Origin of the sequence: Pseudoalteromonas obscura (assembly GCF_030135505.1) — a bacterium.
GTDB classification, from domain to species: Bacteria; Pseudomonadota; Gammaproteobacteria; order Enterobacterales; family Alteromonadaceae; genus Pseudoalteromonas; species Pseudoalteromonas obscura.
Genome location: NZ_JASJUT010000010.1, coordinates 233,105 through 258,544, shown reverse-complemented (window position 1 = coordinate 258,544; position 25,440 = coordinate 233,105). Strand labels below are relative to the sequence as shown.

General features: G+C 40.5%; 26 protein-coding genes. 17 read left to right on the top strand and 9 right to left on the bottom strand.

Annotated elements, in window-relative coordinates:
* Positions 1 to 17 precede the first annotated feature (17 nt).
* The 3 genes from QNM18_RS20535 to QNM18_RS20525 all read left to right on the top strand — a co-directional run bounded on the left by QNM18_RS20535 (position 18) and on the right by QNM18_RS20525 (position 3,400).
* The gene (locus QNM18_RS20535; RefSeq protein ID WP_284138299.1) at positions 18 to 695 is read left to right on the top strand and encodes an ArsR/SmtB family transcription factor; all 678 of its coding nucleotides are present in this window, start codon (positions 18 to 20) and stop codon (positions 693 to 695) included.
* 217 nt (positions 696 to 912) lie between these two features.
* Positions 913 to 1,968: an alpha/beta hydrolase family protein gene (locus QNM18_RS20530; protein WP_284138298.1), complete on the top strand. Its 1,056-nt coding sequence runs from the start codon at positions 913 to 915 to the stop codon at positions 1,966 to 1,968.
* 352 nt (positions 1,969 to 2,320) lie between these two features.
* A complete protein-coding gene (locus tag QNM18_RS20525) occupies positions 2,321 to 3,400 on the top strand; it encodes an esterase-like activity of phytase family protein (RefSeq protein WP_284138297.1) in 1,080 nt (359 codons plus the stop codon).
* A 116-nt stretch (positions 3,401 to 3,516) separates the two neighbouring features.
* On the opposite strand, the gene QNM18_RS20520 is transcribed toward QNM18_RS20525, so the two are convergent.
* The 9 genes from QNM18_RS20520 to QNM18_RS20480 form a co-directional block, all read right to left on the bottom strand.
* Positions 3,517 to 3,852 (bottom strand): hypothetical protein, encoded by a 336-nt coding sequence (locus QNM18_RS20520; RefSeq protein WP_211008712.1) that lies wholly within the window; start codon positions 3,850 to 3,852, stop codon positions 3,517 to 3,519.
* Positions 3,853 to 3,956: 104 nt separating this feature from the next.
* Complete coding sequence (locus tag QNM18_RS20515; RefSeq protein WP_284138296.1) at positions 3,957 to 4,922, bottom strand: acyl-CoA desaturase; 966 nt, start codon at positions 4,920 to 4,922, stop codon at positions 3,957 to 3,959.
* Between the two features lie 173 nt (positions 4,923 to 5,095).
* Positions 5,096 to 6,172 (bottom strand): HEAT repeat domain-containing protein, encoded by a 1,077-nt coding sequence (locus tag QNM18_RS20510; protein ID WP_284138295.1) that lies wholly within the window; start codon positions 6,170 to 6,172, stop codon positions 5,096 to 5,098.
* A 197-nt stretch (positions 6,173 to 6,369) separates the two neighbouring features.
* The gene (locus QNM18_RS20505) at positions 6,370 to 6,879 is read right to left on the bottom strand and encodes a phosphoribosyl-AMP cyclohydrolase (RefSeq protein ID WP_284138294.1); all 510 of its coding nucleotides are present in this window, start codon (positions 6,877 to 6,879) and stop codon (positions 6,370 to 6,372) included.
* 543 nt (positions 6,880 to 7,422) lie between these two features.
* A complete protein-coding gene (locus QNM18_RS20500) occupies positions 7,423 to 9,489 on the bottom strand; it encodes an EAL domain-containing protein (RefSeq protein ID WP_284138293.1) in 2,067 nt (688 codons plus the stop codon).
* 86 nt (positions 9,490 to 9,575) lie between these two features.
* Entirely contained in the window at positions 9,576 to 9,866 is a 291-nt protein-coding gene (locus QNM18_RS20495; RefSeq protein WP_211008708.1) for a hypothetical protein, read from the bottom strand.
* A gap of 40 nt (positions 9,867 to 9,906) precedes the next feature.
* Positions 9,907 to 10,593 (bottom strand): tRNA (adenosine(37)-N6)-threonylcarbamoyltransferase complex dimerization subunit type 1 TsaB, encoded by a 687-nt coding sequence (tsaB, locus tag QNM18_RS20490; protein ID WP_211008707.1) that lies wholly within the window; start codon positions 10,591 to 10,593, stop codon positions 9,907 to 9,909.
* A complete protein-coding gene (locus QNM18_RS20485; protein ID WP_284138292.1) occupies positions 10,583 to 12,421 on the bottom strand; it encodes an ATP-dependent DNA helicase in 1,839 nt (612 codons plus the stop codon). Before QNM18_RS20485 ends, tsaB begins: the two co-directional genes overlap by 11 nt.
* Before the next feature lie 238 nt (positions 12,422 to 12,659).
* Complete coding sequence (locus QNM18_RS20480; protein WP_211008705.1) at positions 12,660 to 12,890, bottom strand: hypothetical protein; 231 nt, start codon at positions 12,888 to 12,890, stop codon at positions 12,660 to 12,662.
* A 345-nt stretch (positions 12,891 to 13,235) separates the two neighbouring features.
* Between QNM18_RS20480 and hisG the strand changes: the two genes are divergently transcribed.
* From hisG to QNM18_RS20410, 14 genes are all read left to right on the top strand, one after another.
* Positions 13,236 to 14,135 (top strand): ATP phosphoribosyltransferase, encoded by a 900-nt coding sequence (hisG, locus tag QNM18_RS20475; protein ID WP_023397774.1) that lies wholly within the window; start codon positions 13,236 to 13,238, stop codon positions 14,133 to 14,135.
* Positions 14,136 to 14,138: 3 nt separating this feature from the next.
* The gene (hisD, locus tag QNM18_RS20470) at positions 14,139 to 15,431 is read left to right on the top strand and encodes a histidinol dehydrogenase (protein ID WP_284138291.1); all 1,293 of its coding nucleotides are present in this window, start codon (positions 14,139 to 14,141) and stop codon (positions 15,429 to 15,431) included.
* Positions 15,432 to 15,433: 2 nt separating this feature from the next.
* The gene (gene hisC / locus QNM18_RS20465; RefSeq protein WP_284138290.1) at positions 15,434 to 16,483 is read left to right on the top strand and encodes a histidinol-phosphate transaminase; all 1,050 of its coding nucleotides are present in this window, start codon (positions 15,434 to 15,436) and stop codon (positions 16,481 to 16,483) included.
* Positions 16,484 to 16,492: 9 nt separating this feature from the next.
* Positions 16,493 to 17,554 carry a bifunctional histidinol-phosphatase/imidazoleglycerol-phosphate dehydratase HisB gene (gene hisB / locus QNM18_RS20460; RefSeq protein WP_211008702.1) on the top strand — a complete coding sequence of 354 codons (1,062 nt, stop codon included), beginning with the start codon at positions 16,493 to 16,495 and terminating at the stop codon, positions 17,552 to 17,554.
* Positions 17,551 to 18,141 carry an imidazole glycerol phosphate synthase subunit HisH gene (gene hisH, locus QNM18_RS20455; protein WP_284138289.1) on the top strand — a complete coding sequence of 197 codons (591 nt, stop codon included), beginning with the start codon at positions 17,551 to 17,553 and terminating at the stop codon, positions 18,139 to 18,141. The genes hisB and hisH overlap by 4 nt, the downstream gene beginning before the upstream one ends.
* Before the next feature lie 12 nt (positions 18,142 to 18,153).
* Positions 18,154 to 18,888: a 1-(5-phosphoribosyl)-5-[(5-phosphoribosylamino)methylideneamino]imidazole-4-carboxamide isomerase gene (gene hisA / locus QNM18_RS20450; protein ID WP_211008700.1), complete on the top strand. Its 735-nt coding sequence runs from the start codon at positions 18,154 to 18,156 to the stop codon at positions 18,886 to 18,888.
* Positions 18,870 to 19,649, top strand: a complete 780-nt coding sequence (hisF, locus tag QNM18_RS20445; RefSeq protein WP_211008699.1) for an imidazole glycerol phosphate synthase subunit HisF — start codon at positions 18,870 to 18,872, stop codon at positions 19,647 to 19,649. The genes hisA and hisF overlap by 19 nt, the downstream gene beginning before the upstream one ends.
* Positions 19,640 to 20,251: a bifunctional phosphoribosyl-AMP cyclohydrolase/phosphoribosyl-ATP diphosphatase HisIE gene (gene hisIE, locus QNM18_RS20440; protein ID WP_284138288.1), complete on the top strand. Its 612-nt coding sequence runs from the start codon at positions 19,640 to 19,642 to the stop codon at positions 20,249 to 20,251. The genes hisF and hisIE overlap by 10 nt, the downstream gene beginning before the upstream one ends.
* A gap of 58 nt (positions 20,252 to 20,309) precedes the next feature.
* The gene (locus tag QNM18_RS20435; protein ID WP_284138287.1) at positions 20,310 to 20,807 is read left to right on the top strand and encodes a hypothetical protein; all 498 of its coding nucleotides are present in this window, start codon (positions 20,310 to 20,312) and stop codon (positions 20,805 to 20,807) included.
* Between the two features lie 419 nt (positions 20,808 to 21,226).
* The gene (gene glf / locus QNM18_RS20430; protein ID WP_284138286.1) at positions 21,227 to 22,345 is read left to right on the top strand and encodes a UDP-galactopyranose mutase; all 1,119 of its coding nucleotides are present in this window, start codon (positions 21,227 to 21,229) and stop codon (positions 22,343 to 22,345) included.
* A gap of 3 nt (positions 22,346 to 22,348) precedes the next feature.
* Positions 22,349 to 23,371: a glycosyltransferase gene (locus QNM18_RS20425; protein ID WP_211008696.1), complete on the top strand. Its 1,023-nt coding sequence runs from the start codon at positions 22,349 to 22,351 to the stop codon at positions 23,369 to 23,371.
* Positions 23,372 to 23,876: 505 nt separating this feature from the next.
* The gene (locus QNM18_RS20420) at positions 23,877 to 24,032 is read left to right on the top strand and encodes a hypothetical protein (protein WP_211008695.1); all 156 of its coding nucleotides are present in this window, start codon (positions 23,877 to 23,879) and stop codon (positions 24,030 to 24,032) included.
* 25 nt (positions 24,033 to 24,057) lie between these two features.
* The gene (locus QNM18_RS20415; RefSeq protein WP_211008694.1) at positions 24,058 to 24,210 is read left to right on the top strand and encodes a hypothetical protein; all 153 of its coding nucleotides are present in this window, start codon (positions 24,058 to 24,060) and stop codon (positions 24,208 to 24,210) included.
* Between the two features lie 649 nt (positions 24,211 to 24,859).
* A complete protein-coding gene (locus QNM18_RS20410; protein ID WP_023397787.1) occupies positions 24,860 to 25,411 on the top strand; it encodes a YkvA family protein in 552 nt (183 codons plus the stop codon).
* Positions 25,412 to 25,440 lie beyond the last annotated feature (29 nt).

Genomic DNA, 25,440 nt, shown 5'->3' with positions numbered 1-25,440 from the left:
CGAACTAAATGGAAATTATGGAACCTGATATCTCAACGGTAGCGGGGCTAATAGCCGACTCTGCTCGCTCCAAAATACTGACTGCACTTATGGGTGGTAAGGCCCTTACGGCCACAGAGTTATCTATAGAAGCTGATGTCACGCCACAAACCGCTAGCAGCCACTTGGCTAAATTACTCGAAGGGGAGCTACTACAAGTCAGAAAACAAGGACGGCATAAGTACTTTCAGTTAAAGGGTCCACATGTCGCCGCGGTTCTGGAGCAATTATTGGTGCTTACCGCATTATCGACTCCTAAAACCTCTACAGGCCCCAAAGATCCACGCTTGAAACATGCGAGGGTGTGTTACGATCATTTGGCCGGGGAGCTGGGGGTTCAGTTATACGACGCGTTGGTCAGTGCAAATATGCTTGAAGATTTTGGCGAACTAACGCGCCTGACTGAAAAAGGAAAAACCTACTTTATGAGCCTTGGGGTAGACTTTCAACAGTTTAATAAAAACAGCCGCCCCGTATGTAAATCATGCTTAGATTGGAGCGAGCGCCGGAACCATATCGCGGGCCACTTAGGAAGCTGGATACTCAATTATATCTTTGAGCAAAAATGGGCAAAACAAGATTTAGATGCACGTTCGATTACTTTTACCAGCAAAGGGCTTAAAGCATTTAATAGTACTTTTTTGATAAAACAATGAAGCAATTCAGCTTCGTAGAATGTGCCGATTAATACTAAATACAATTAATCTGGTCCAGTACTACAGCCTACCAATTAATGAAGTGGGCAATTGCGCCAATGCATATGAGAGATATCAATAAACACTTCTACCTCTAATAGGGTTTGTTTTTGTTCCTAATATCGTGCTACAAAATAGAAAGTAACCTATTTAATTAAATATACAAAGGATGTGTTATATGCGTATTGGGCTTTTACTCAAACTATTTGTATTATGTGGGGTGTTGATCAGCAATAATGCAAACGCTTCTAATATAGAACTACCAACGTCTATGGGAATAAAGAACCAGCACTCCTGCTTTCATGATGTCTTTTCAGATTATGACTCTTGGTTCAAATTTGTTTATGCAAAAAATGAATCCAACTTCAAACGCAGAGGCATCAAAGACTACTCGAAGCCCCTTAAACAGTTTGAAAAACGGTTTAATACCATGTTTCCCAAAACTGATTTTGATGCTGCAAAAAAAGCTTTGGACTGCCAACGATTTACATATAGCGTGAATGGCCAAGAAGTTGATGGCCTACTTATAGCACCAAAAAAAATGACATCAACCCAGTCAAAAGTACCAGTTGTTTTATATAACCGGGGCGGCACAAGAAATTATGGCGACTTAGTATTTGGCCATGTCGTTTACTCACTGTTCCCTGTTGCAATGCAAGGGTATGCAGTCATCGCAAGTAACTACAGAAAGGACGAGCAATATGGCGCAGATAACATTGATGAAGTCACTCGTCTAATCGACATTGTTGAAAACATCCCTCAATTAGAGTCGAATAAGGTCAACGTCTATGGCGCTAGCAGGGGTGGTCTTACATCTATGCAATTGGCTCGGGAAAGGCCTAATAAAATTGCTTCAATCGTTTCTGTTGCCGGAGTAATGAATAGTGAGCTTTGGGCTCAAAACCGAGCAGGCATACGAAACAATATTTCTTTGATAGATGGATATACAAAAAATGCCAAAGCTATCCACAATAAATTATCGCCTGTTCAGTGGGTAGATGAATTGCCAAATGTGCCAGTATTATTAATGCACAGTAAAGACGACACTAAAGTGAGTGTGAAACACTCATTGCAAATGGTTGAAAAACTAAAACAGCATGACCGCCCCCACAAAGCAATTATTTTTCCAGATGGTGGACACGATATAATTGGCTATAAAGATAAAGCGCTTAATCATACTATTCAGTGGTTTAAGTCTGCCGCAATACACAAACCTAAAAATGATTCAATTTAAGCATTACTGGTTTATCCCTAAGTAATTAATTTGCGATGGCAGTATTTCATGACCCATTCGTCAAGTCAGTTCGTGATTGTAGCTAGCTGCGATAACATGCAGGATCACCGCGAATGGGTTTCATAGATTTATGCATAACCTTGCGTTAACTCAGCGTTTGGAATAACACTAGACACTAGGTTATGCATAAAACTGGGCACCGACTTTTAACAAGTGTCTGCTTTTCAAACTTTTCTAATTCTTTGAAAACAACACTTTAAAATTAATTATGTCATTTTCAGCCTTTTGTGATGCAAATTTAACGTTACCCGCGTATATTGCTCAGTTCTATTTATTTTGTATTAAATGATTTATGCGTACTTATTTATTCTTAGCCATCTTGGCCCCTTTTTTCGCGTATTCGACGCCAATGAAACTAGCGTTTTTGGATGAGTTTGTTGTGCCTGCTGATCTACGTGTAAATGGTGATAAAGTAGGAGGCCTGTCGAGCATTGAGTATACAGGTGACCAATATTTACTGATTGTTGATGATGCCAAAAATCCGCGATACCTTGACGCCACCATCAATATTAAAGGTAAAAAAATTGAACATGTGCGTTTTAACAAGTCGACAGCGCTTGTTAAAAAAGGCTCAAAGGCCGGTGTTGTAGATCCTGAGAGTTTAAGAGTATTACCAAAGACTAATAGTTTGGTTTGGTGCAGTGAAGGCAGTGTTAGATATAAACACCCACCGGCAATATTCCTGCAAAACGAGCAAGGTCTGGCACCATTTACACTCCCTAAAATGTTTGAGATCCAAGACAATTCTGGTCCAAGACACAATGCCGTTTTTGAAGGTATCACCGTCACTCCTTCGGGAAAAGGTGTCTGGGTATCAATGGAAGGGCCCTTAAAGCAAGATGGTAAAAAAGCCACGGTACAGCATGGTAGTATGGTGCGCATTTCATACTTTGACTTCGCCTCTAAACAGATGCAGTACCAATTTGCATATTACCTCGAACCGCTTGTCAATCGCACCGAAGCCAAACCAGATGCATTTCGTACCACCGGCCTAGTTGAAATACTGCAAATCAATGAACACCAATTCTTAACAATGGAGCGCTCATTCACTGCTGGGATCTCTGATGGCGGTAATAGCGTCAGTATTTACCTTGTAGACATGAAAGAAGCAACAGATATCAAAAATCTCGCGTCTCTAAATAAACAACAATTCCGTCCAGCCAACAAGACCTTACTGTTAGATATGGAGACAATAAAGCAACAAATTGGCTCCAAGCATATTGATAATCTCGAAGGCATTACTTTTGGACCCGTTTTAGAAAACGGCAATCAAAGTCTGTTGATGGTGTCTGACAACAATTTTAATGTGCACGGAAAGCAATTAAGTCAGATTTTACTGTTTGAAGTTATCACTGGCGGTAACGCAAGTTAATTGTGTGGGTGGCTAGTACATTAATCCTAGCCACTAAATACCCGTGTTTCTATAAACGCAACTGTAGCCAAACTATTACATGTAATTTGACATAGTCACATGGCGAGTTTTGGCATTTATTTCAATTCAATTACTTTGATTTCATTATCTATACCAGTGAAATGTGTGATACCAAACACCCTACTATCTTTTAAAAGTACTTGAAACTGGAGTACATATTGGTCTGGACAATCTCGTCCAGAGTCTGTGTTTATCCACTTCATATTGACATCTAGTTGATAAATATCAGCAATGTCATTTGGCTCTATAGCATGCATGGGTTTCAATATTTTCACGATTTCATTCTTCGACTCCTTTAGGATCCCTTCAATGTCTGGGCGACAAGCAAGCGCTGGACTAATCGAACTACAAAACAAAATGAACATTACTAGGGCGCTAATATATTGCTTCACTAACAAACACCTTTTATTAAAACCAAGCCTTAACCACACACGTTATTGATTTCACTGGTGGAGCATATAAATTAATTACAAAGAGTATCAATTTGGTTCCCACATTAGCCTGATCTATTTATCAAATTTGCGATTTCACACTTTTCAGGTACGCGTTTTTGACGCTCATCCTTGCCTGAAAACTCTGCTACTAGCTCAGGCCTCCTTGGCAAATGTTCTGGTAACTTGATATGAGTGACAACTCCTAAGTTGCTCAGCGCATTTAAAACCCACCACCCGGGATCTGGCTCGTCTTTGTATAGACCTAGCATAGCTGAACCGGGAAATGCATGGTGATTATTGTGCCAAGCCTCCCCCATGGAAAGAAATCCGGCTAAACGGATATTATGCCCTTGCACCGCAGCGCCTTCGACTTTCCATGTCCGCTCACCGTGATTGTGAGCAAAGTAGCCAATTAACCAATGACCGCCAATCGAAACAACTACGCGTAGTGAAACGCCATACAGCACCCAACTCAACCCGCCAAACCAAAATAGCGGTATTGCTAAGACTAATTGTTGGCAAAGCCAACTAGATTCCATAAATTGATAAAAACGGTTACCCACGACACGCGACTCAATATTAAAAATTGGCGGGTGATCCAGTCTCAAATCACAATTTAATTGCCACCACCCATCTTTTAGAATTTTTGATCCGTGCAGTAAAAAATCATGACACCGATTTTGCCTTTGCGCCCAATCACGCAGGTCATGCTGCTTAAGCATACCGACGGGACCAGCCATCCCAACCAAGACTCCTAGATAAACAAAAGTGTACTCCATCCACTTTGGACATTGATAAGAGCGATGAATCAGCAACCTATGCATGCCCAATGAATGGCCAAAGCACAATGTAACAGCAGTTAATACAAGAAAAACAGCCATCGCAGACCACGAAAAGTAAAACGGCGCGACAAATAGCGCCAGGCATAAGTTGCATATAAACCAAATTGACTTTATTGGGCTCCAAACAACGGTGCCTTTGTAGGCACTATCTGGGTGGGTTGATATAACTCTATCGCTGTTCCTCATCGCTTTTCCTTAGTGCTTCTCACTCCTAGTTATCCTATCTAACAAATGGGGCAATTGACCTCGTTGGCATAAACGCGCTTTCTTAAAATAATATTAAATCTATCAACTACAGCTTCACTAATAAATACATCTTAAAGCAATGCCTTACTGAGGCCACTTAAAATTTGCCATAGTTAATTCATGAGTGAAATCGCATCTTTTAACAACTTATCTGTTTTAGGGCCGACACTTCCAAGCAATGACGTTAGCTTGCTTTGAAACTCTCTTTGTTTGTTACCTGGCACAAACGGAGCAAGGCCTTTCAATACCAAAGCCAGATTGAACTTTCCCGAGTCTGTTGTTGAGTCATTCCACAGCGCTAATGTCGCGTTAAATATTTCAGGATCGCCTAAATCATATAAAAATTCTGCAGCATGTATATGGACCATTCTATTTTGGTCAATTGCGTACTCTAATAAAACCTCTAGATCATCAATGGTCAACAAGCTGCTAATTTGCCGACGGTTACTTTTGTTTTTTCGCATCATCTCAGTAAGTGCAATCAACAAACCTAATCGTTTTGCTTTACTATGGGAGCCTGTTCTTAACTCAGCCATGACAGGACGCACAATAACAAGCCCCCTATCGCCCAGAGCTTTCTGCGCTCTTTGACGAATGGCGTCGCTGTCATCATCTAATAAATTAATTAAGCTCTGAATATCAAGGGTAGACATAGAGTAAGGAGCTGACTGCACTGACGCAGCGCTTTCAACAAGCAGCCTCGCTTGTGCCTGCGCAACAGCAATTTCGGTCGCAGTACTTTTTTCGTTGGTTGCCTTTGTGATCGCATCAACCACTGCTGCTCTCTTTTGTTCTCGCAAATCGTATAAATGTTTCAAAAAGCCTTCCCAGCGAATGCGTTCTTCTCCCTGATCTGAGAGATATGCGTAATATTCAGCCAATACAATTCGCTCATCGAGATTTGAACTTCGACCTTCTTCCGCTATTGAATCAAGAAACTTACGATTTAAGGTAGTGCCCGTTAACTGCGCCTCGCGCAGCGCTGTGTCTAAAGCGGCTTGTTGTTTCATCGTTTCAATTTTTACCGAAAAATACACCGTTGCGTATTGTTGTGCGAAAGGAAAAAATGCAGCAGCAATCCCTACGAGCGCGGTTCCAAGAGCTACTTTCCAAACCCCTGCCCGTATTTCGTAGCGCTTTATTTCGGCCTCAATTTGAGCCTTTTCTATATCCACTTCTTCTGGCGTCATCGTATACTCCTTATTCAGATGTATAATGTCATACCATGTACATCAGCACCAATTGGAAACAATAAGCTAACAGAGTGTACGAAAAATGAAAGTATAGTGATGAGTGATCGATAAAATATAAAGTAAATGGCAGATTAAAAAATCAACTACCCAGCAGCTCAAAACATACATCTGGGCAGTTGACAATATAGGGGTACTTAAAGCTTAAATGGCAATGACGAATGGTGTAGGTTTATTTTGACGTTACCTTCTTTATCTTTGATATAAGCAAATGAATACTCTACTTTAATTTCTTCACCCTTTTTATTAGTGAAATAGTAGTTACCCATAGATATAGCCGAATCACCATCCGTGATGATCCCTTCATTTTCCCAACGCACCTTGACGTAAGGCGCTAGAGCAAAGCCTTTATCTTCAGCCAAATCTTGACCCACAAAGTAAGACAACGCTTCTTTTTTAGTGCCTCTGAATTGGTCTACCGATGCTAAAGTTGGTTTAAACAACACTTGTCCATAATCAAACGCATAAAACCTTTCCAAATGTTGAATAGCAGCTTTTCTTGGGTCTTTTGATTGGCCAATTTTAACAATCCCTTCACCCCAACCTTTTTGTGCAGCCTCTACTTCAACAGTAGAAATGGGCCCTGCATTTGCGTTTAGTGAAGCCAGTGAAGCAACTACCAGTGAGATTGCAGCTAACCTTTTCATACTTTTTCCCTTTAATCCAAAAATTAATTTTTCTATAAATTACTGATCTAAATAAAGTTCAATTAATTAACAGAGTCGACTTGCTCTTTCGTGATGGGTGCAAACATTACTGTCTGACTTTTAAGGCCATCAACAAAAGATATGATTACTACATCATCATTAAGTTATAAAATAATTAAGGAATTGTAAATTTATAAAGTTTCAAGTAACTTGCTAATTCGTCATTTGTCATAGCAGTGAACTAGTTGAGGCTTTAAGAGGTGATCCAGTGGGTTTCACTTTTCCTGCTGTATTAGCCTTGTATTTGCATTTCTGCTATCTCGTTGATATTACAGCAAATAGGCTTGCGCCTTTCGCTCGCACAATCACATTCCACAAGACTCGATTTTTATAAAACAACCTAGCGGTATTGTTAAAGACAGCGCAGAGTAACCCCCTACGTTAATAAATTACACAGAACTTCTCTATCCAAAGCTCAGGCAATAGAAAAAGTTAATGGCTATAAAATGCAGGCAGTTTTGGTGGGTGAGTACATCAGCTGTTTTATTCTTCCGTCTCTTTGGTTTTTGTTGCGTCCTCTGCCTGCTGTGTAGCGCCTTTAGTCATGAACAAATAAATTGCCTCTTCAACAGGCATCGCTTTAAAGTATAGAAAACCCTGCACACACTCGATATGAGATTGTTTTACAACTTGTTCTTCGTCTGTAGTTTCCACTCCCTCTGCCACCAGCTTGAACCCCAGCTTAGAAATCATTTCAGATAAATTCGTATATAGAGAAATAGATTTACTATTTAATTGATCAGGTAATAGACTTCGATCAAGCTTTATAGTTTCAATATTAAGCTTTGATAAAACAGACAAACAAGAGTAGCCAGTACCAAAGTCATCCATTGCACAATCAATTTTATTCTTCTTGAGCGCATCAACAATCGTCACTGTCTTATTAAAGTCTTCTATATAACTAGACTCCAATAGCTCAACTTCTACTTGACCAGGAAATTTGGCAAATGCTTTGATAATTCGTCTATAGCCTCCAGTAAGGAGGTTTTGCGGTGAAATATTAAAGCTAATTTTTGGTTTTAACCCATGCTTTGAAAATTGCTCCAGATCTATTTCCAATTGGTCAATCACATAATTATCAATGATATGTAATAGGTTATGTTGCTCAAGAGTTTCTAAGAACCAAGGCCCGGATACAGTGCCATCTTTATTGGTTAGCCTTAATAAGGCTTCAAAGCCAACTACTTGTTTGTTATACGGGTTAATTTTGGGTTGATAAAACAGTGTCAATGCACCTTGATTAAGCGCCTCAGTTACTTCCTTTAAGCTATGTGCATTAATTTGCTCTTTTCTTTGTGTTGCACTAAAAGAGCCCTCTGCTCCTTCCTCAATCATACGGCCAGCTGTATAACGCTTCATTAGTACATCTAGCGCTTTTCCAGATAAATTATTGTCTCGGTTAGCCTTCAAGAACGGAAAATATATTAGGGCGTTAATCAAAACCAGTGCAACTTGTAAAAAAACTCCTTTTACGCTTTCAGTTAACAGCCAACCATTAATAAATATGGGCGTAAACCAAGGTATTTCTTCAATATATTGAATAGAAATAAAGCCACTATAAAAAGCAAAATATGCAATCGATGCATTCACTAAAGGGCATAATAAAAATGGCAATAAGATGTAAGGGTTAAATACAATTGGTAATGCATAAATCATGACCTCACTAATGTTAAACATAGCCAAAGGTGAGGAAATAATTGCTATACGCTTTTCATGTTGCCCTTTTTTTAAAAACAAAGCAGCAACGATTAAGCCCCAAATGCAACCAGTGCCACCCAAAATAACAAACCCAGTAAAAAAGTTGTAGCTGATTAAGTCCGGAAGTACGTAATAACTAGTTAATTCACTCGACACCAGAATATGGTAAGTATTATCCCCATGAACACCGATAAACCACAGCAAGTGAGATATCAATAACTGCATGGAGAGCTTTTCAAATACATTCCAGTGTGGGTTTAGAGATCTCAGCCCTTCAACTATGGTTTCAGCGGCCAAATCAATATAGGGGAATAACAGCAGCACCACACTGGTCACAATTAAGTAGGGTAAAATTAGATTTAAATGTTTACGTAAAAATAAGCTGATTGAGCTTACGCCTACTAGGCGGAAAACTTTTAAGCGCTCTAAATAAGATAAAGAGTAACAACACACCACTGGCATTAGCAGAGAATACAAGGCACCCATTCGGTGATTAATTGCTAAGTCACTACCAGAAATTGTAATGTAACCCGTTGTAGCCGTAAAACAAGTGAAAACTAAAATAGGGCTAGCAATAGTATGAACTTTGAGGTTTTTTGATAGGTAGTAACTAAAGGACATCAAGGTGAGTACAGGGAAAATTCCCCATACTAGCGTGTTGAAGTCCTCTAAAAATTGATGCTCAACGCCTTTCATGGAGATATTGAGCCACTGATTGATTAGTGTGATAACAGAAGCAACTATGAAGAAAGGAATTAACGCAATATAGCCCTCACGCAGCGAAAGAATCACAGTGTTAGAGGAAATTTTAAATGCATATTGGTTAAATTTATTCAGCAACGTTCTTGTCACAACTCAGTTTTTCTTTTTACATTACCCCAATAAAATTAGAATACAATCGCTTATTGCAATTTTTTACTGAAAATAATTCAACCTGATCAGGCGTATATATCAACACCTATTAAAGACTGGATTTCCGAGCGGCGGCTGTCATTTTGCAAGGCTGAATAGGCTTGAACAGCTTTATTTGAGTTGAAGGAAGGTTGATCGTAAATAACCGAATTTTTATCTTGTCGAAACTGCTCTGCTAGTTTGACACCTTGCGAGCTGAACTTTATATCACTGACTTTCTGATTGTTTTCGGTTGGGCGCGAGTCGTTTTGAGTTTTTAAAACCTGAGATCTAAGCTGGTAAGTATCTCTATTTTGAACAACTTGATTAATTTGCATCACACGCGCCCATCATTGTGCCTAATTTAAGGATAGCTTTCTATTCTCTACCAGGCAACTTTTTCCACGTTACTGTGTCTCTCACATAGTGTGGTTGTGCATCTTGAGCCGAGACTGTATCACCAGTGGCAAAAGCGATATCGCCAAGTTCTAACATATAGGCTGCATTTGGCAAAGAGATTGAGTCAATGGTAGACACATTAAGTCGCTTTGCATCATCAGAATAAGTTTGCCAACCAGTTCCAACCCCTGAGACTCCATTAAAGTCTCCTGTTATTGTATCAGGCTTAATGACTATTTCATTTTGTTTCGCTACGGCATTACCTTGCGCGTCTTTGATAAAGTGCCCCAAGTAAATTTCACCCATACGCGCATCAATTGCGCTGATCACTTCATTACACCCTTTTTCCTTGATGGCCTCATGTGCCATGGCTTGAAGCGTAGATATACCAGAGAGTTTTAAACCCGCTGAATATGCTAATCCTTGAGCAACAGCAACACCAATCCGAACACCAGTAAAGCTGCCTGGTCCACGACCATATACGATCCCATCTAACTGTTGAAGCGTACAATTTGCTTTAGACAAAAGCGCATCGACAAGCGGAAGAATTTTCTGACTATGCTGTTGGGGACACACTTCAAAATGAGTAAACGTGTTGCCTTCGAAATATAGGGCAAGACTTAAGGCTTCAGTAGAAGCGTCTATTGCTAGCAAATTATGTTTCATGTTTATCGATGTTCTCTAAAAATTTCAATGCCTTCTCCAAGTCTCTTGTGCGAGTCATTGGTGGTAAGCTTTTAATAAACGTTTCACCGTATTTTCTCGTAACTAAGCGATTATCGCAAATAATTAGCACACCTTTGTCGGCTCTATCACGAATTAATCGCCCGACCCCTTGCTTCAGGGCAATCACGGCTTGAGGTAGCTGAATATCATCAAAAGGCTCTTTTCCGCTCAATTCAGCGTCTTTCATTTTGGCTTGTAGCAGCGGATCGTCTGGTGAAGTAAACGGTAATTTATCTATCACAACACAACTCAGCGCATCACCTCGGACATCAACACCTTCCCAGAAAGAGGCTGTACCAAGTAACACCGCATTACCATGACGAATAAACTGCTCCAATATAATACGTTTCGACGACTGCCCTTGCATAAATACAGGGTACTCGGTCGCAGTGCTGATCCCTTCATACACTAGATGCATAACACGGTAACTGGTGAACAGCAAAAACGTGCGCCCTTGGGCTGCATTTATTACAGATTTTGCAACCTTTACCAGTGAATGCGGCATCAACTCGTCTTTGGTTTCGGGCAAGTATCTTGGAAGGCAGAGCAGCGCTTGTTTTTGGTAGTCAAACGGGCTGTCGACGATTTTGTGAAAATCAGGCTCTAAGCCCAGACTAGAATTAAAGTGTTCTAAGCGATTATCAACTGACAAAGTAGCCGAAGTAAACACAAAACCAGCTTCTGTTTTCTTGATTATTTCTCGAAATCGGTTCGACACATCCAGCGGCGTAATATGAATTGTGACAAAACGACGTGTTGTTTCAAACCAATAGCTGTATCCTGTCTGCGCTACATCAAACGCCCGTTCCATCAGGCCTTTAAATGCCATAACGCGCTCAAATGGATGTTCAATTTTGTCACTTCTATCAAGGCAAAGTTTCAATACTTTATATAAAAAGTCTAAATTACCAATAACTCTGTGAAGTGCCTCACAAATAACCTTGTCTTTAAGTGCTTCTCGCCAATCTCCGCGCGCGCCATCCCCACCAAAGACCAATCGCAGATCTGCAATACTGGTTGCTAACTTATTGAGCGTCTTGCCCAGCTGCAGCATGTCGGGCATATCACTTAGATAGATCACTCGGATGTCATTCACCAAATCATTAAGTTGTTTTGTGCTGATGGACTCACCAAAGTAGTCACTTGCAATTTCATTAACTTGATGTGCCTCATCAAAGACATAAGTATCTGCGGTAGGCATTAACTCGGCAAAACCAGAGTCTTTTACTGCCATATCCGCAAAAAACAAATGATGATTAATCACAACCAAATCCGCATCCATTGCTTTAAGTCTTGCTTTGCGTATATAGCATTCGGCAAAATCTGGACACTCTTTCCCTAAGCAATTATCAGCTGTGGAACTAACATAGGGCAGTACTTTGGCATCTTCTTCTATACCAACACAATCAGCCAGATCGCCAGTTTGAGTTTCAGTTGCAAATTTTGCAACCATAGCAAGCTGGTGCATCACATCAGGATCGTCCGTTGGAACGTGCGCAACATGCTGATTAAGTCGATATGTACATAGATAGTTAGCACGCCCTTTGAGCAACGCAGTTTTGCGCCCTTTTTCGAGTGCTTTTACAAGATTTGGTAAATCACGGTGATACAGTTGCTCTTGAAGTGCTTTTGAGCCTGTAGAAATGATCACTTTTTTCTGGTTTATAAGTGCTGGAACAAGGTAAGCAAACGTCTTACCCGTGCCTGTACCCGCCTCAACCACACACTGACCGCCATTTTTGACAATTTCATCAATTGCAATAGCCATTTCAATTTGCGGCCGTCTTGGCTGGTAACCGGAAAAATGGCGTGCAAGCGGGCCGGAGGACGAAAAGTACGGTTCTATAGACAAAGAAAAATATTACCTGACTAAATAAGTCAGGCAATTCTAATTTCAAATCTAAATGAGAGCAAGCCAACCCTGCACACTGTTCCGTATTTTATGCCTAGTTAACCCCGTAAACACCCTATATATATTGAGCTTAACTGACTCAAAGCTGCCTTATTCATGCCCAAGTATCCAAATGAGATTCGTCTTCTTCACTTTTAACATCTTCCTTGTCTTCATCTTCAGGTAAATCCCGTTGATGTTTAAGTTCACTATCGACATTATTCGCTTGAGACTTGCCCTTTATTTTCTCAGCTTTGTTATCCAATACACCTACAATCTTAAATGGACCATTGTGCGCAATTTTCAAGCGAACAATCGGAGCCATGAAAGGTTTAAATACATCCATATACACACCTCCTCCAAAGTAAACTACTGACCTACATACTTATTATCGGCTGATATAAATTATTCTTTATTTATTTTTAAAAAGTACTTGCCAGCTTTGGTAATTTCATGATTATCTATAAAAAGTTAATCGAATTACAAAAAATTTTACATTACAGGTAAGAACATGTTTTTAAATCTGACAGCAGTACATCATCACCATCATACATCGGGATAGCCTGTCAGGTATTTCGCTGGTGGGTTATTCCTAAAAGGAACCTCCGGCGAATCACTCAACGTATTTAAAATTTATTTCGCCCCGAGGTTCCCTCGGGGTTTTTCGTTTTTGAATATTAGGAAATAAATTATGAATACAACTAATCGCTTACGTATCGCAATCCAAAAGTCAGGCAGACTATCAAAAGACTGCCAATCCTTGTTAAAACAACTGGGCGTCAAGCTCAATCTACGTGAGCAACGCCTCATCGCTCACTCAACCAACATGCCAATCGACGTACTACGAGTGCGCGATGACGATATTCCGGGATTGGTAATGGATGGCGTATGTGATTTAGGAATTGTTGGTGAAAATGTACTTGTCGAAACACAAGCTGAGCGCGAGCGAGTTGGTCAAGCCAACGCCGTAAAGAAGCTTTCTAAACTAGATTTTGGCTATTGTAGGCTCGCACTTGCATGGCCACAGGAGCTAGGTCAACAATCCAAAGATTGGTTTAACGGCAAGCGCATCGCTACAACCTATCCTGAAATATTAAAACAGTACCTTGCTGACGAAAATATTGACGCAAGTGTTGTCATGTTAACGGGCTCCGTTGAAGTCGCACCACGTGCAGGCCTTGCTGATGCAATTTGCGACCTAGTTTCTACTGGCGCAACTTTAGAAGCCAACGGCTTAATGCAAGGTGACACCATTTTGGAGTCTAATGCTTGCTTAATCCAAAATGCTAATCTCAACGATGACAACAAGCTTTCTCTGATCAACAAGTTACTCCCGCGTTTGAAAGGCGTTAGACAAGCGAAAGAAAGTAAATACATCATGTTACACGCCCCTAAAGCAAAACTCGAAGAGGTCTGCGCGCTGCTTCCAGGCACTGGGCAACCTACTTTGCTCTCTCTTGCTGGCAGTGAAGACTACGTGGCGCTACACATGGTAAGCAGTGAAACGCTATTTTGGGAAACCATGGAAGAGTTAAAAGCCTTAGGGGCCAACTCAATACTCGTCATGCCAATAGAAAAAATGATGGAGTAAACCATGCTCGTTTGGAATCAACTAGACCAACAAGCACAGCTCAAATTGCTCACTCGCCCTGCGGTTAGCGCAGGGGCGGGAGTGCAAATTGCTGTTGAAGGTATCATTGAGGAAGTGCGCCAAAAAGGCGATAAAGCTCTATTTGAAATGGCTGAGCAGTTTGATAATCGTCAATCGGATAGATTGCGTGTAACTGAAGACGAAATCGCGCAAAGCGAACTTCAACTCAGCAGCGAGCTAAAAAATGCAATTGACCAAGCGTACAACAATATTCGTGCCTTCCACGAGCTGCAACTGCCTGAATCAAAAATGCTTGAGACACAGTCTGGTGTTGTATGCGAATTAAAATACCAAGCCATTGATGCTGTTGGAATTTATGTACCAGGCGGAAGTGCGCCACTGCCCTCTTCTGTGCTAATGCAGGGTGTATGTGCGCAGTTGAGTGGTGCAAAAACAGTCGTGCTCGCAACACCGGTTAAAGGGGATGAGCGAATCCACCCTGCTATTTTATATGCAGCTAAAAAGTGCGATATCAACATCATCGTTGAAAGTGGTGGTGCAGGCGTTATCGCCGCGATGGCACTGGGAACAGAAAGCGTCCCAAAAGTAGATAAAGTTTTTGGTCCAGGTAACGCATTTGTCACCATGGCAAAACAGTTACTGTCGCAGTCTGTGCCAGGATTCGCTATCGACATGCCAGCCGGTCCTTCCGAGGTGCTTGTTATTGCCGATGAACATGCCAACCCAGCTTTTGCGGCAGCCGATTTATTATCTCAAGCAGAACATGGTGCAGATTCTCAAGTATTGCTCCTCTGCGATAGCGCATCATTTATTAATGAAGTTGAAGCCGAGATCACTAGGCAGTTGGCAGTACTATCAAGGGCAGACATTGCCAAAAAAGCAATGGAAAATAGCGCGCTAATACTTGTTGAATCAATAGAGCAAGCGTTTGAACTTTCGGCTGAATATGGCCCAGAACATTTAATACTGCAAATACGAGATGCGCAATCCCGAATTGATTTAGTCAAAAATGCAGGCTCAGTATTTGTCGGCGACTATACACCAGAATCAGCAGGCGACTACGCATCGGGAACTAACCACGTACTACCAACGTATGGTTACAGTAAAACCTATTCCAGTTTAAATTTAATGGACTTTTTTAGAACCTACACAGTTCAATCCATTACTAAACAAGGTTTACTTAATTTGAGCAAAGCGATTTTACCTTTGGCTGAGGCTGAAGGGCTGGATGCGCACGCCAACGCCGTTGCAATCAGAATAAATGGTGGGAAATAACAATGTCTAATTCATTACTACCGCAAAATATTGCGAGCTTAAAAGCATATAGCTCTGCAAAAAGTGAGAAGCTCACAGGCAGCACTTGGCTTAACGCCAATGAAAGCCCGTTTAATAAAGCCGTTGAACTGTCACTCGATGAGTTAAATCGATATCCAAAGCCACAACCTGAAGCCGTGATAGATGCGTACAGTAATTATGCACAACTTGCTCCAACACAGGTTCTGATGACCCGAGGTGCAGACGAAGGCATTGAACTGTTAATGCGCACATTTTGTGAACCTGCAAAAGACAGCATCGCCATTTTCACGCCAACCTATGGAATGTACAAGGTATCTGCTGATACGCAAAATATCGCTATTAACGAACTTTCACAAGCACAACTGCAACGAGATCAAATCAGTGAATTGAGCGAGCGTATTGGCAGCGCTAAGTTAGTTTTTATTTGCAACCCAAATAACCCAACAGGAAGTTTAACACCTGTAGACAAAGTAGCCTCTCTGGCAAAAGCACTCGAGAACTCAGCGTTGATTGTTGTGGACGAAGCGTATATTGAATTTGCGCCGGAACAAAGTGCCGTGTCTTTGCTGCAAGACTTTAATAATGTCGTAGTCCTTAGAACTCTGTCTAAAGCATTTGCACTAGCAGGTCTACGTACGGGGTTTTTACTTGCCAATGACGCAGTATTAAATCCTGTGAGAAAAGTCATTGCCCCCTACCCTGTTTCAACTGCGGTTGCGAAAATCGCAGAGCAAGCATTGACGCCAGATGCGGTCACACAAATGCGCCGTCAGGTAAGCATTTTAAACAGCAACAAATCCAAACTGGAAGCATGGCTAAGCAAATCTCCCCTTGTCACTCAATTATTATCTGGTGAGGGCAATTTTATCACTTTGCAACTGAGCGACAAGACACTGATTAGTAACGCAATGAAAGCTGGCACCATCATGCGACCATTTACGCTATTTGGTGAAGACAACTGGCTGAGAATATCTATCGGCAGCGAGCAAGAGTTAGAACAAGTCAAACTTTGGTTAGAGCAAAGCGAGTAAGGAAGTAAAATGAGTACGCCATATCTATTCATCGACCGCGATGGCACATTAATAGAAGAACCAGTGACAGATAAACAAGTAGATAGCCTAGAAAAGCTAGCACTACTACCCAATGTTATTCCAGCTATGCTGGCGTTGCAAAGTGCAGGATACCGTCTGGTTATGGTGTCTAATCAAGATGGATTAGGCACTGATAGCTTTCCCGAGGCAGACTTTGCCGCCCCGCACAATAAAATGATGGAGATCTTTTCATCACAGGGGATCAAGTTTGACGAAGTATTAATTTGCCCGCACTTCGACGAAGATAACTGTAATTGCCGTAAACCAAAAACTGGCCTGCTGACGTCAATTATGCGCTCCGGAAAAGTAGACTTATCTCGCTCTTATGTCATTGGTGACCGTCATACAGATATTCAGCTCGCTGAAAACTTGTGTATTCAAGGCATTCTTTATGATGGTGATTGGAACAAAATTGTCACTGAGCTAACGACACAAAATCGTCAGGCAAGTGTAATAAGAAACACCAAAGAAACACAAATCGCAGTCGCAGCTAACTTAGATCAAACAGCTAACGGCGAAATCAATACAGGCCTAGGCTTTTTTGACCACATGCTAGACCAAATCCGCACTCACGCAAATATTGGCTTGGAAATAACAGCAAAAGGTGACCTGCACATTGACGAACACCACTTGGTAGAGGATGTGGGTATCGCGCTTGGTCAAGTACTTCGTGAGGCCTTGGGCACAAAGTCCCAAATTGCACGTTATGGTTTCGCCCTACCAATGGACGAGTGTAAAGCAGAGTGCCAAATTGATTTATCTGGTCGCGCGTCTTTTGTGCTCAACGCCAACTTTAGTCGAGATAGCGTAGGTGATTTAGATGTGCAAATGGTCGAGCACTTTTTTAAATCTTTGTCAGACAATGCGCAAATAAGCCTGATTTTAAGCGTATCTGATGGCAACTGTCACCACCAAGTTGAAGGGCTATTCAAAGCATTTGCTCGTGCATTACGCATGGCAATAGCTAAAGATCTGTCTCAACTCACAGCTAGTTCAAAGGGGTGTTTATGATCGCCATAATTAATACTGGTTGCGCCAATATCAATTCCGTTCGTTTTGCGTTTGAACGCCTCGGCGTCACTCCCGAAGTGCTATCAGACCCAAGTCAGTTAAATAAATTTGATCGCGCTGTACTGCCGGGTGTTGGTCATGCCAACGTCGCAATGAAACGCCTAATTGAGCAAGGATGGCAGCAAGCTATTAATGAATATAACAAACCTCTGCTGGGCATTTGTCTCGGTATGCAGATGCTATGTGATGACAGCGAGGAAGGTAATGTCAAAGGACTTGGAATTATTGACGGCAGCATCAAGACGTTGCAAACAGGTAATTTAACGAGCCCACATATGGGGTGGAACAACATCAAAGTCAGCAAAGAACATCCTTTGACAAAGGGTATTACAAGTGACGATCAAGTTTACTTCGTACACAGCTTTGCCCATGAGGTAAATAGTACGACGTTGGCAAGCTGCGAATATGGCCAACCCTTTTCAGCAATTATCGCTAAAGACAATTACGCTGGCATGCAGTTTCACCCTGAAAAAAGCGCCAAAGTCGGTGCACAACTTTTAACTAATTTTATGCAATGGCAAGTTTAATAAGGAACGAACATGATAATCCCTGCACTCGATGTTTTAGATAGCCAAATTGTTCGCCTTTATCAGGGCAAATATGATACGGCTCAATTTTACCCTTTTGACTTGCAGTCTCGCCTTCATCAATATCAAGATGCCGGCGCCATAAAATTGCACCTAGTTGATTTAGAGGGGGCACGAGATCCAAATAAAAAACAGTGGCAACAAATTCAAAACGCTACCAGTGAATTAGACACTCCCTATCAAGTTGGCGGGGGGATCCGTGCATACGAAGACATTAAGCAATGGCTCAAAGCTGGAGCAAACCAAGTGGTAATAGGGTCTTTGGCCGTGGACCAAAAAGAGCAATTGGCCGAGTGGATCCAAGAATTTGGTGCCGAACGTTTTGTCATCGCATTAGATGTGAATAAAAGTGCCGACGGTTGGTCTGTAGCGACTCACGGTTGGCTAAGTGACTCTAGCGTTTCCTTATTTGAGCTCATTGATTTCTATTTGAACCTTGGTGTATACGACTTTTTGTGTACGGATATAAGTAAAGATGGCACTATGACGGGCCCCTCTTTTGAACTGTATCAACAAATAGTTGCACACAGTCCAGCGGCAAAAGTACAAGCTTCTGGTGGCGTCAGCTCTTTGGAAGATATAAAACAACTCATCAAGATCGGCGTAAGCGGCATAATCCTTGGTAAGTCATTATTAGATGACGCATTTACAGTTGAGGAGGCTATCGCATGTTATCGAAACGCATAATTCCATGCCTCGATGTCAAAAACGGCCAAGTCGTCAAAGGGGTGAAATTTAAACAACATGAAGTCGTTGGTGACATCATCGATCTTGCTAAGTTATACAGCGAACAAGGTGCCGATGAATTGGTATTTTATGAAATTAGTGCCAGTGTTGAGAAACGATTGCTCGACTTAAACTGGGTCAGAGATATCGCCAAAAATATCGACATCCCTTTTTGTGTAGCCGGTGGGATAAAGTCGGTTGATGATGCTGCTAAAGTACTAGAACAAGGCGCTGACAAAATATCTATCAACAGCCCTGCAATCGCCAGGCCTGAGTTGATCAAGGAATTACATGACGAGTTTGGCAAGCAGTGTGTTGTGGTAGGCATTGACAGCTTCTACGATGAACACAGTGGGGAGTACTTAGTGTATCAGTTAACTGGTGACCCTAACGCAGCGAGTCAAACTAGATACAAAACTCAAGAATGGATCCAGCGAGTACAAGATTTAGGTGCTGGTGAAATTGTTTTAAACTGTATGAACCAAGATGGTGTACGCAAAGGCTATGATTTATCACAACTGAAGCAAATGAGGGCACTGTGTGACATCCCCCTAATAGCGTCTGGCGGTGCTGGTAAAGAACAAGATTTTGTCGATGTATTTAATCAAGCCAATGTCGATGGCGCCTTAGCGGCAAGTGTCTTCCATAAACAAGTCATTGAGATACCAAAGCTAAAACAATACTTAAAAGATAATAAGGTAGCGACAAGATTATGCAATTAACACCAGAAAACCTCAGCACTGTCGACTTTGGTAAATCAGAGTTGATCCCAGCCATTGTGCAAGACTACGCGACAGGTGTGATCTTGATGCAAGGATTTATGAACCTTGAAGCACTGCAGGTGACTTTCGAAAAAAAGCTCGTCACATTTTACTCAAGATCTAAATCTAGACTGTGGACTAAAGGCGAGTCATCAAACAATGTGCTTACGCTCGTTGAAGCGCACACTGACTGTGATAAAGACAGCATCTTAATTTTAGCAACGCCCGCTGGACCGACTTGCCATTTAGGGACTGAGAGCTGCTTCGAAGATGCAAAACCAGAGCTTGCTTTTTTAGGTACTTTAGAAAAAGTCATCAGTGAGCGAAAAAATGCAGATCCAAAATCCAGCTATACAGCGTCATTATTTGCCAAAGACTTAAGCCGGAGCTGTCAAAAAGTCGGTGAGGAAGGCGTTGAAGTCGCTCTTGCAGCCATGAAACAAGATAAAGAGGAATTACTTAACGAATCTGCTGATTTAATTTACCACCTGTTAGTACTTTTACAACGAAGTGAGCTCAGTTTACCGCAAGTTGTAGAGACATTAGCCAAAAGGCACCGCTAAACTATCTCATCCGAAATGACCATGGTATGCTTAGGAAAAATTTAAAAAGGAAGCTGCCATGGTTGTTCGCCACCTATTATATTCTATCGGGTTAATAACGCTAGTTGGGTGCAATACACTCCCCAGTGACGTAGAGAAAAAAGTTGAAAACATGACTGACTGTGAAAAAGTTAATGCACTGATCACAGGGGCTGGTGACGGCTTTTCAATACTAAAAGGTAGCGAAATAAACGGCAAGCTAATGAAAAGCTGGCAACCTAAAGCCCATTTAATTGAAGATAGCTGCCAGATCAACTTATATACGAGCGGTAATACTGCGTATGAGTGCAATAAAGCGTTTTCAGGGAAAACTGCTGCTTTAGTTAGATTTGAACAAGTAAACGAAAAGCTAAAAACATGCCTAAGCCCAGATTGGGAAGAAAAACAGCATTTTGGCAAAGAAAGTAGCCGTTCAACATTTACCAGTGACCTATCAGATACGAAAGTAGCTGTGAATTTTGGTACTACCTTAGACAAACAAAAACCATGGGCCGTCAGTTTGGAAATTGTCAAATAAACGATCATAGAATTGTGTTGGTTTAGCGGTGAGAGTAGATAGTTCTCTTATAGTAAGATTTGATCTATCTACTTTTAGCTAAAATAGAAACCAATCAAGCGATAAAGTGTCGTATCAATTATATTAAACAGCCCTTTCATCAAGCGTGCCTAAATAGCAATTAAAGTTGTTCTCCCCACATACTGCCAAATTAATTCTATAAGCCTTCAGTTCATTCTCTGTACCACTTTGCGACTACTAGTTCAAAAATAATCAATAGCGCAGATGTTGAAGGGAGGATAATAGCCATCAGAGTGTATGCATTTGATGGACAAGGTATCTCTTACAAATACTTTTGCTAAAACTCATTTTTTTTAAGTCCAATTTTGATATCATTCGGCACTTAAATTTGTGAAAACGATTATAGAAGGCAACTTCGAATGAAAAACGCTCAATACGACTATCTAATCGTCGGTGCTGGTTTATTTGGTGCTGTGTTTGCCCGAGAAGCTACGGATCAAGGCAAGAAAGTTTTAGTCATAGACAAACGTGACCATACCGGTGGCAATATTTATTGTGAAAACATTGAAGGAGTCAACGTTCATAAATATGGCGCACATATTTTCCATACCAGCAATCAAGAAGTGTGGGATTATGTAAATCGTTTTGTATCATTTAACCACTATGTCAACTCGCCTGTTGCTCGATATCAAGACAAGCTTTATAACCTACCTTTTAATATGAATACGTTTTATCAGTTGTGGGGAGTGACTACACCTCAAGAAGCAAAAGATAAAATCGCGCAGGAAAGAGCGCCTTATGCTGATATTGATCCTCAAAACCTTGAAGAGCAGGCTTTGTTCTTAGGCGGTCGCGATCTTTATGAAAAGCTCATCAAAGGGTATACAGAAAAGCAATGGGGACGCCCTGCTACGCAAATCCCTTCGTTTATAATTAGAAGACTGCCATTTAGATTTACCTTTGATAACAATTACTTCAATGATCTTTATCAAGGTATACCAATAGGTGGCTACAATGCATTGACCGACGCATTACTTGAAGGTGTAGAAGTGCGCACTGGTGTAAACTATTTCGACAATAGTGATGAATACAATCAATTAGCTGATAAAGTGCTTTACACAGGTAAAATCGACGAGTTTTTCGATTGTCAGTTCGGCAAGTTGGAATATAGAAGTTTGCATTTCGAAACTGAAGTACTCGAACAAGATAATTACCAAGGCAATGCAGTAGTAAACTATACGGAACGTGAAGTACCTTACACTCGTATTTTAGAGCACAAGCATTTTGAGTTCGGTACTCAAGAAAAAACGGTAGTGACCAAAGAGTATCCACACGAATTTAGTAAGGACAACGAACCTTACTACCCAATTAATGATGAAACGAACAACGCATTATTAGCCCGTTATCAAGAACTTGCTAAAACGGAGCCATATGCCAATAAGTTCATTTTTGGTGGCCGCCTTGCAAACTATAAATACTACGATATGGACGACACAATAGAAGCTGCTCTAGCACTAACCGATAAGGAATTAGCATAAATTATGAGTAACAAAGTTTATATTGCTCGAAACTACCGCTCAAAATTTGATGCCGCAGGAAAAGCTAAAATGGATTGTGAAACCATATTAGAAAACAACGGTTGGAAAAATATTGGGTTTAAGCAAACTTGGATTGCCAACTCTATTTTGGGCACTTTGATAAGTGCCCTAGGCGTCACTTGGGCTATTTTAAGGCTGAAATCTGGAAGCACCGTTTGTTTACAGTATCCATTCAATAAGTTTTATGGCTATTGCTTGTGGGGTGCCAAACTTAAAAATAGTAAAGTACTTACGCTTGTTCACGATTTAAAGAGCTTAAAAGGTAAATACGGTCACTCCGATAAAGAAGTTAAACTACTGAAACAGTCTGATCAGCTAATTGTTCACAACGACAAAATGGCGGCGTGGTTTCATGAGCAAAACTTTAACTCTGAAATTACAAACATAGAAGCATTTGACTATTTACATACTGATAACCCAAATGCAAAACGTACTCAAACAGACTATGAAAATATTCGCGTTGTGTTTGCCGGTAATATGGGTCCGTTTGTCTATGAACTTGATGGCCTTGAGCGCGGCAACTTTAAGTTTGATTTATACGGTGTTGGATATGATGCAAAAAAAGTCAAAGACATAAACAACACCATTTTAGATTACAAAGGCTGCTTTCCATCAAACGAAGTCATTGACCATATTGATGGTGACTTTGGTCTTGTTTGGTATGGCAATACACTAGATTCGTGTGACGGTGTTACTGGTAAGTATTTAATGTTCAACAACCCACACAAGCTATCTCTGTACTTGCTGTGCGATATGCCGATCATCATCTGGGACAAGGCTGCTATGGCTGACTTAGTTGAGAAAGAAGGTATTGGATTTAGCATCAGCTCTTTGCGAGATATAAAAGATCGTTTGGCTGAACTTACACCGGCTCAAATTGAGCAAATGAAGCAAAATGTTCAACGTGTTAAAGCTGATGTTCAATCTGGACAGTTTTTAACAAAAGCATTAAACAGATTATCTTAATATATAAACTGTATTTTTTAATCATCGTAACTCCTCTTTTATGAGGGGTTACTTCTATTTTTGTCTTGCATTAATCTCGGTCAAACATTAAATATTTGCGCATTCAAATATTAGATATAAGCTCTAACCCTACCTAAAACCCCATATCAACTGATACCTAACCATCACTACCCACCCCATACGGTGCAATAAATAATACCTGTAATCTACAAATCTAATTACGACTGTTTCAAATTACGGAGACCACATAGTTTAGATTTAGCGAGCAGCTAGAACTGAAAAGCTTCAAAAGAAAGAAGCCTCTATATTCAATGTAATTCCTATTTAATATGAGCTTTTACATTCTCTGTTCAATATATAACTATCCCCTTTATCGCACCAACCTTCAAGTACCCATATTGGATACTTAAGATAAACCTATAACAATTTAGAATAAACCTTTTGTTGAAAATATGTACACAAGTGTTAAGTTGGGTTTGCACTACTCGTTTTAAGGAAAAAAGCAATGAAACTAAAAATGAAAAAACATAACCTGAAGTCTCTAAGTACTAATAATGCTTCACAGCAACTAGATAAGCAAATGACGCCTCTTGTTGCTGGTGGTAAACCAGAGCTTACCCACCCATTTGTATGTACATCTTTTGTAGGTTTTACTTGTTAAAATTAACTCTAAAAAGGAAATAGCTATGCTGAAATTAAATAAGAAAAAACTAAAAAACTTAACAGACGACAAACAGCAATTAGATAACAAGATGACGCCATTTATTGCTGGTGGTGTAACAACTAGCCGTTCATGGTGTTGGACTACTGGTCTATGTACTGACACTCAACTTTGCTAATTTTATCAAACGATAAACATGTTACTAATTGAAGGAGGTTAACCCTCCTTTTATTTAAAATTAAATAACGTCAGCCTCTTCTAGATCATGCATACAGCACAAAATAAAGCCATTATCTCTTCAATATAGAGTTGATCAATCAACATGTAATATAGCGCCCAGCAATGTACCTAAAGTCAAGCCACTTAGCGCCAGCCTCCAAAAAAATTTATGCAAAGTAATCGGCAAGTAAATTAGAAATAAAAAAGACGTGCTGTTGAGTTCCACGCTATTAAAATTTAAGCACCTTTTGTGCGTTCCGAGTAGCTGCGAAATATGTACTAGACAACATCATGTTACCTCGATTTAAGCACAGCAAAATAACAGTTCAACTGCTTGTAAATCCACCAAATTGAGATTTGTAGTTTTACAAAAAGGTCTAAAAAAATGAGAAATAGTAAAAATATCCCTCCAAAAATTTAATTTTTTACTAAGATATTTATGTGGTTGAACACAACATCACCAATCTTTGACTTTTTTTCAATTATTGTTAATTTGAGCTTAAGTTAGTGAAGATTTAATGGCATAGTGTCGTTACCAAAGTGGGTATTTACATTCTTTGAAATACCTGACGGATATAAAAATAAACAAAGAGCGTAAGGGAGAAATAATGTCCATCCAAGTAAATTTTGAACTCACTGATATCGATTTAGAACATTTCCGCACAATGATGCAATCTGCAATTGAGCGCAGCAGCCATTTAAGTGAAGAAGACATTATCAGCAAAGCTCGCGAGCTTGTGCAACAAATGGAAGGCACAAACGTCCCTGAGTTTGTTAGAACACGTATGATGTCATTGTCAGCACTGATCGACGCGGTTCAAGATGACGAGTGGCAAATGCCAGAAGACGAAAAGAAAGAAATCATGCTTTCTTTGGCATACTTCGGTGAACCAGAAGATATTGTTCCAGACAATGTCCCAGTACTTGGATACATTGATGATGCAATTATGATTGAACTTGTATTGCAAGATCTGTCATTAGACCTTAAAGCATATCGAGAGTTTTGCGGCTTTAGAGCAACAGAAGAAGCCAGACGCGGAGAACATGCAAAAGTAAATAGAGAAAGTTGGCTGGCAAGCACTCGAGCACAAATTCGCTCTTCAATGCGTAGAAATAGATCAGGCGCTAAGAGTTCGCGTTTTTTCTCTCGCATCATGTAATATCCATTTGATGAATATATAAAAAAGGG

Coding starts and splice junctions, on each gene's coding strand:
- QNM18_RS20535 (WP_284138299.1), top strand. CDS start 18: ATGGAACCTGATATCTCAACGGTAGCGGGGCTAATAGCCGACTCTGCT.
- QNM18_RS20530 (WP_284138298.1), top strand. CDS start 913: ATGCGTATTGGGCTTTTACTCAAACTATTTGTATTATGTGGGGTGTTG.
- QNM18_RS20525 (WP_284138297.1), top strand. CDS start 2,321: ATGCGTACTTATTTATTCTTAGCCATCTTGGCCCCTTTTTTCGCGTAT.
- QNM18_RS20515 (WP_284138296.1), bottom strand. CDS start 4,922: ATGAGGAACAGCGATAGAGTTATATCAACCCACCCAGATAGTGCCTAC.
- QNM18_RS20510 (WP_284138295.1), bottom strand. CDS start 6,172: ATGACGCCAGAAGAAGTGGATATAGAAAAGGCTCAAATTGAGGCCGAA.
- QNM18_RS20505 (WP_284138294.1), bottom strand. CDS start 6,879: ATGAAAAGGTTAGCTGCAATCTCACTGGTAGTTGCTTCACTGGCTTCA.
- QNM18_RS20495 (WP_211008708.1), bottom strand. CDS start 9,866: ATGCAAATTAATCAAGTTGTTCAAAATAGAGATACTTACCAGCTTAGA.
- tsaB (WP_211008707.1), bottom strand. CDS start 10,593: ATGAAACATAATTTGCTAGCAATAGACGCTTCTACTGAAGCCTTAAGT.
- QNM18_RS20485 (WP_284138292.1), bottom strand. CDS start 12,421: ATGGCTATTGCAATTGATGAAATTGTCAAAAATGGCGGTCAGTGTGTG.
- QNM18_RS20480 (WP_211008705.1), bottom strand. CDS start 12,890: ATGGATGTATTTAAACCTTTCATGGCTCCGATTGTTCGCTTGAAAATT.
- hisG (WP_023397774.1), top strand. CDS start 13,236: ATGAATACAACTAATCGCTTACGTATCGCAATCCAAAAGTCAGGCAGA.
- hisD (WP_284138291.1), top strand. CDS start 14,139: ATGCTCGTTTGGAATCAACTAGACCAACAAGCACAGCTCAAATTGCTC.
- hisC (WP_284138290.1), top strand. CDS start 15,434: ATGTCTAATTCATTACTACCGCAAAATATTGCGAGCTTAAAAGCATAT.
- hisB (WP_211008702.1), top strand. CDS start 16,493: ATGAGTACGCCATATCTATTCATCGACCGCGATGGCACATTAATAGAA.
- hisH (WP_284138289.1), top strand. CDS start 17,551: ATGATCGCCATAATTAATACTGGTTGCGCCAATATCAATTCCGTTCGT.
- hisA (WP_211008700.1), top strand. CDS start 18,154: ATGATAATCCCTGCACTCGATGTTTTAGATAGCCAAATTGTTCGCCTT.
- hisF (WP_211008699.1), top strand. CDS start 18,870: ATGTTATCGAAACGCATAATTCCATGCCTCGATGTCAAAAACGGCCAA.
- hisIE (WP_284138288.1), top strand. CDS start 19,640: ATGCAATTAACACCAGAAAACCTCAGCACTGTCGACTTTGGTAAATCA.
- QNM18_RS20435 (WP_284138287.1), top strand. CDS start 20,310: ATGGTTGTTCGCCACCTATTATATTCTATCGGGTTAATAACGCTAGTT.
- glf (WP_284138286.1), top strand. CDS start 21,227: ATGAAAAACGCTCAATACGACTATCTAATCGTCGGTGCTGGTTTATTT.
- QNM18_RS20425 (WP_211008696.1), top strand. CDS start 22,349: ATGAGTAACAAAGTTTATATTGCTCGAAACTACCGCTCAAAATTTGAT.
- QNM18_RS20420 (WP_211008695.1), top strand. CDS start 23,877: ATGAAACTAAAAATGAAAAAACATAACCTGAAGTCTCTAAGTACTAAT.
- QNM18_RS20415 (WP_211008694.1), top strand. CDS start 24,058: ATGCTGAAATTAAATAAGAAAAAACTAAAAAACTTAACAGACGACAAA.
- QNM18_RS20410 (WP_023397787.1), top strand. CDS start 24,860: ATGTCCATCCAAGTAAATTTTGAACTCACTGATATCGATTTAGAACAT.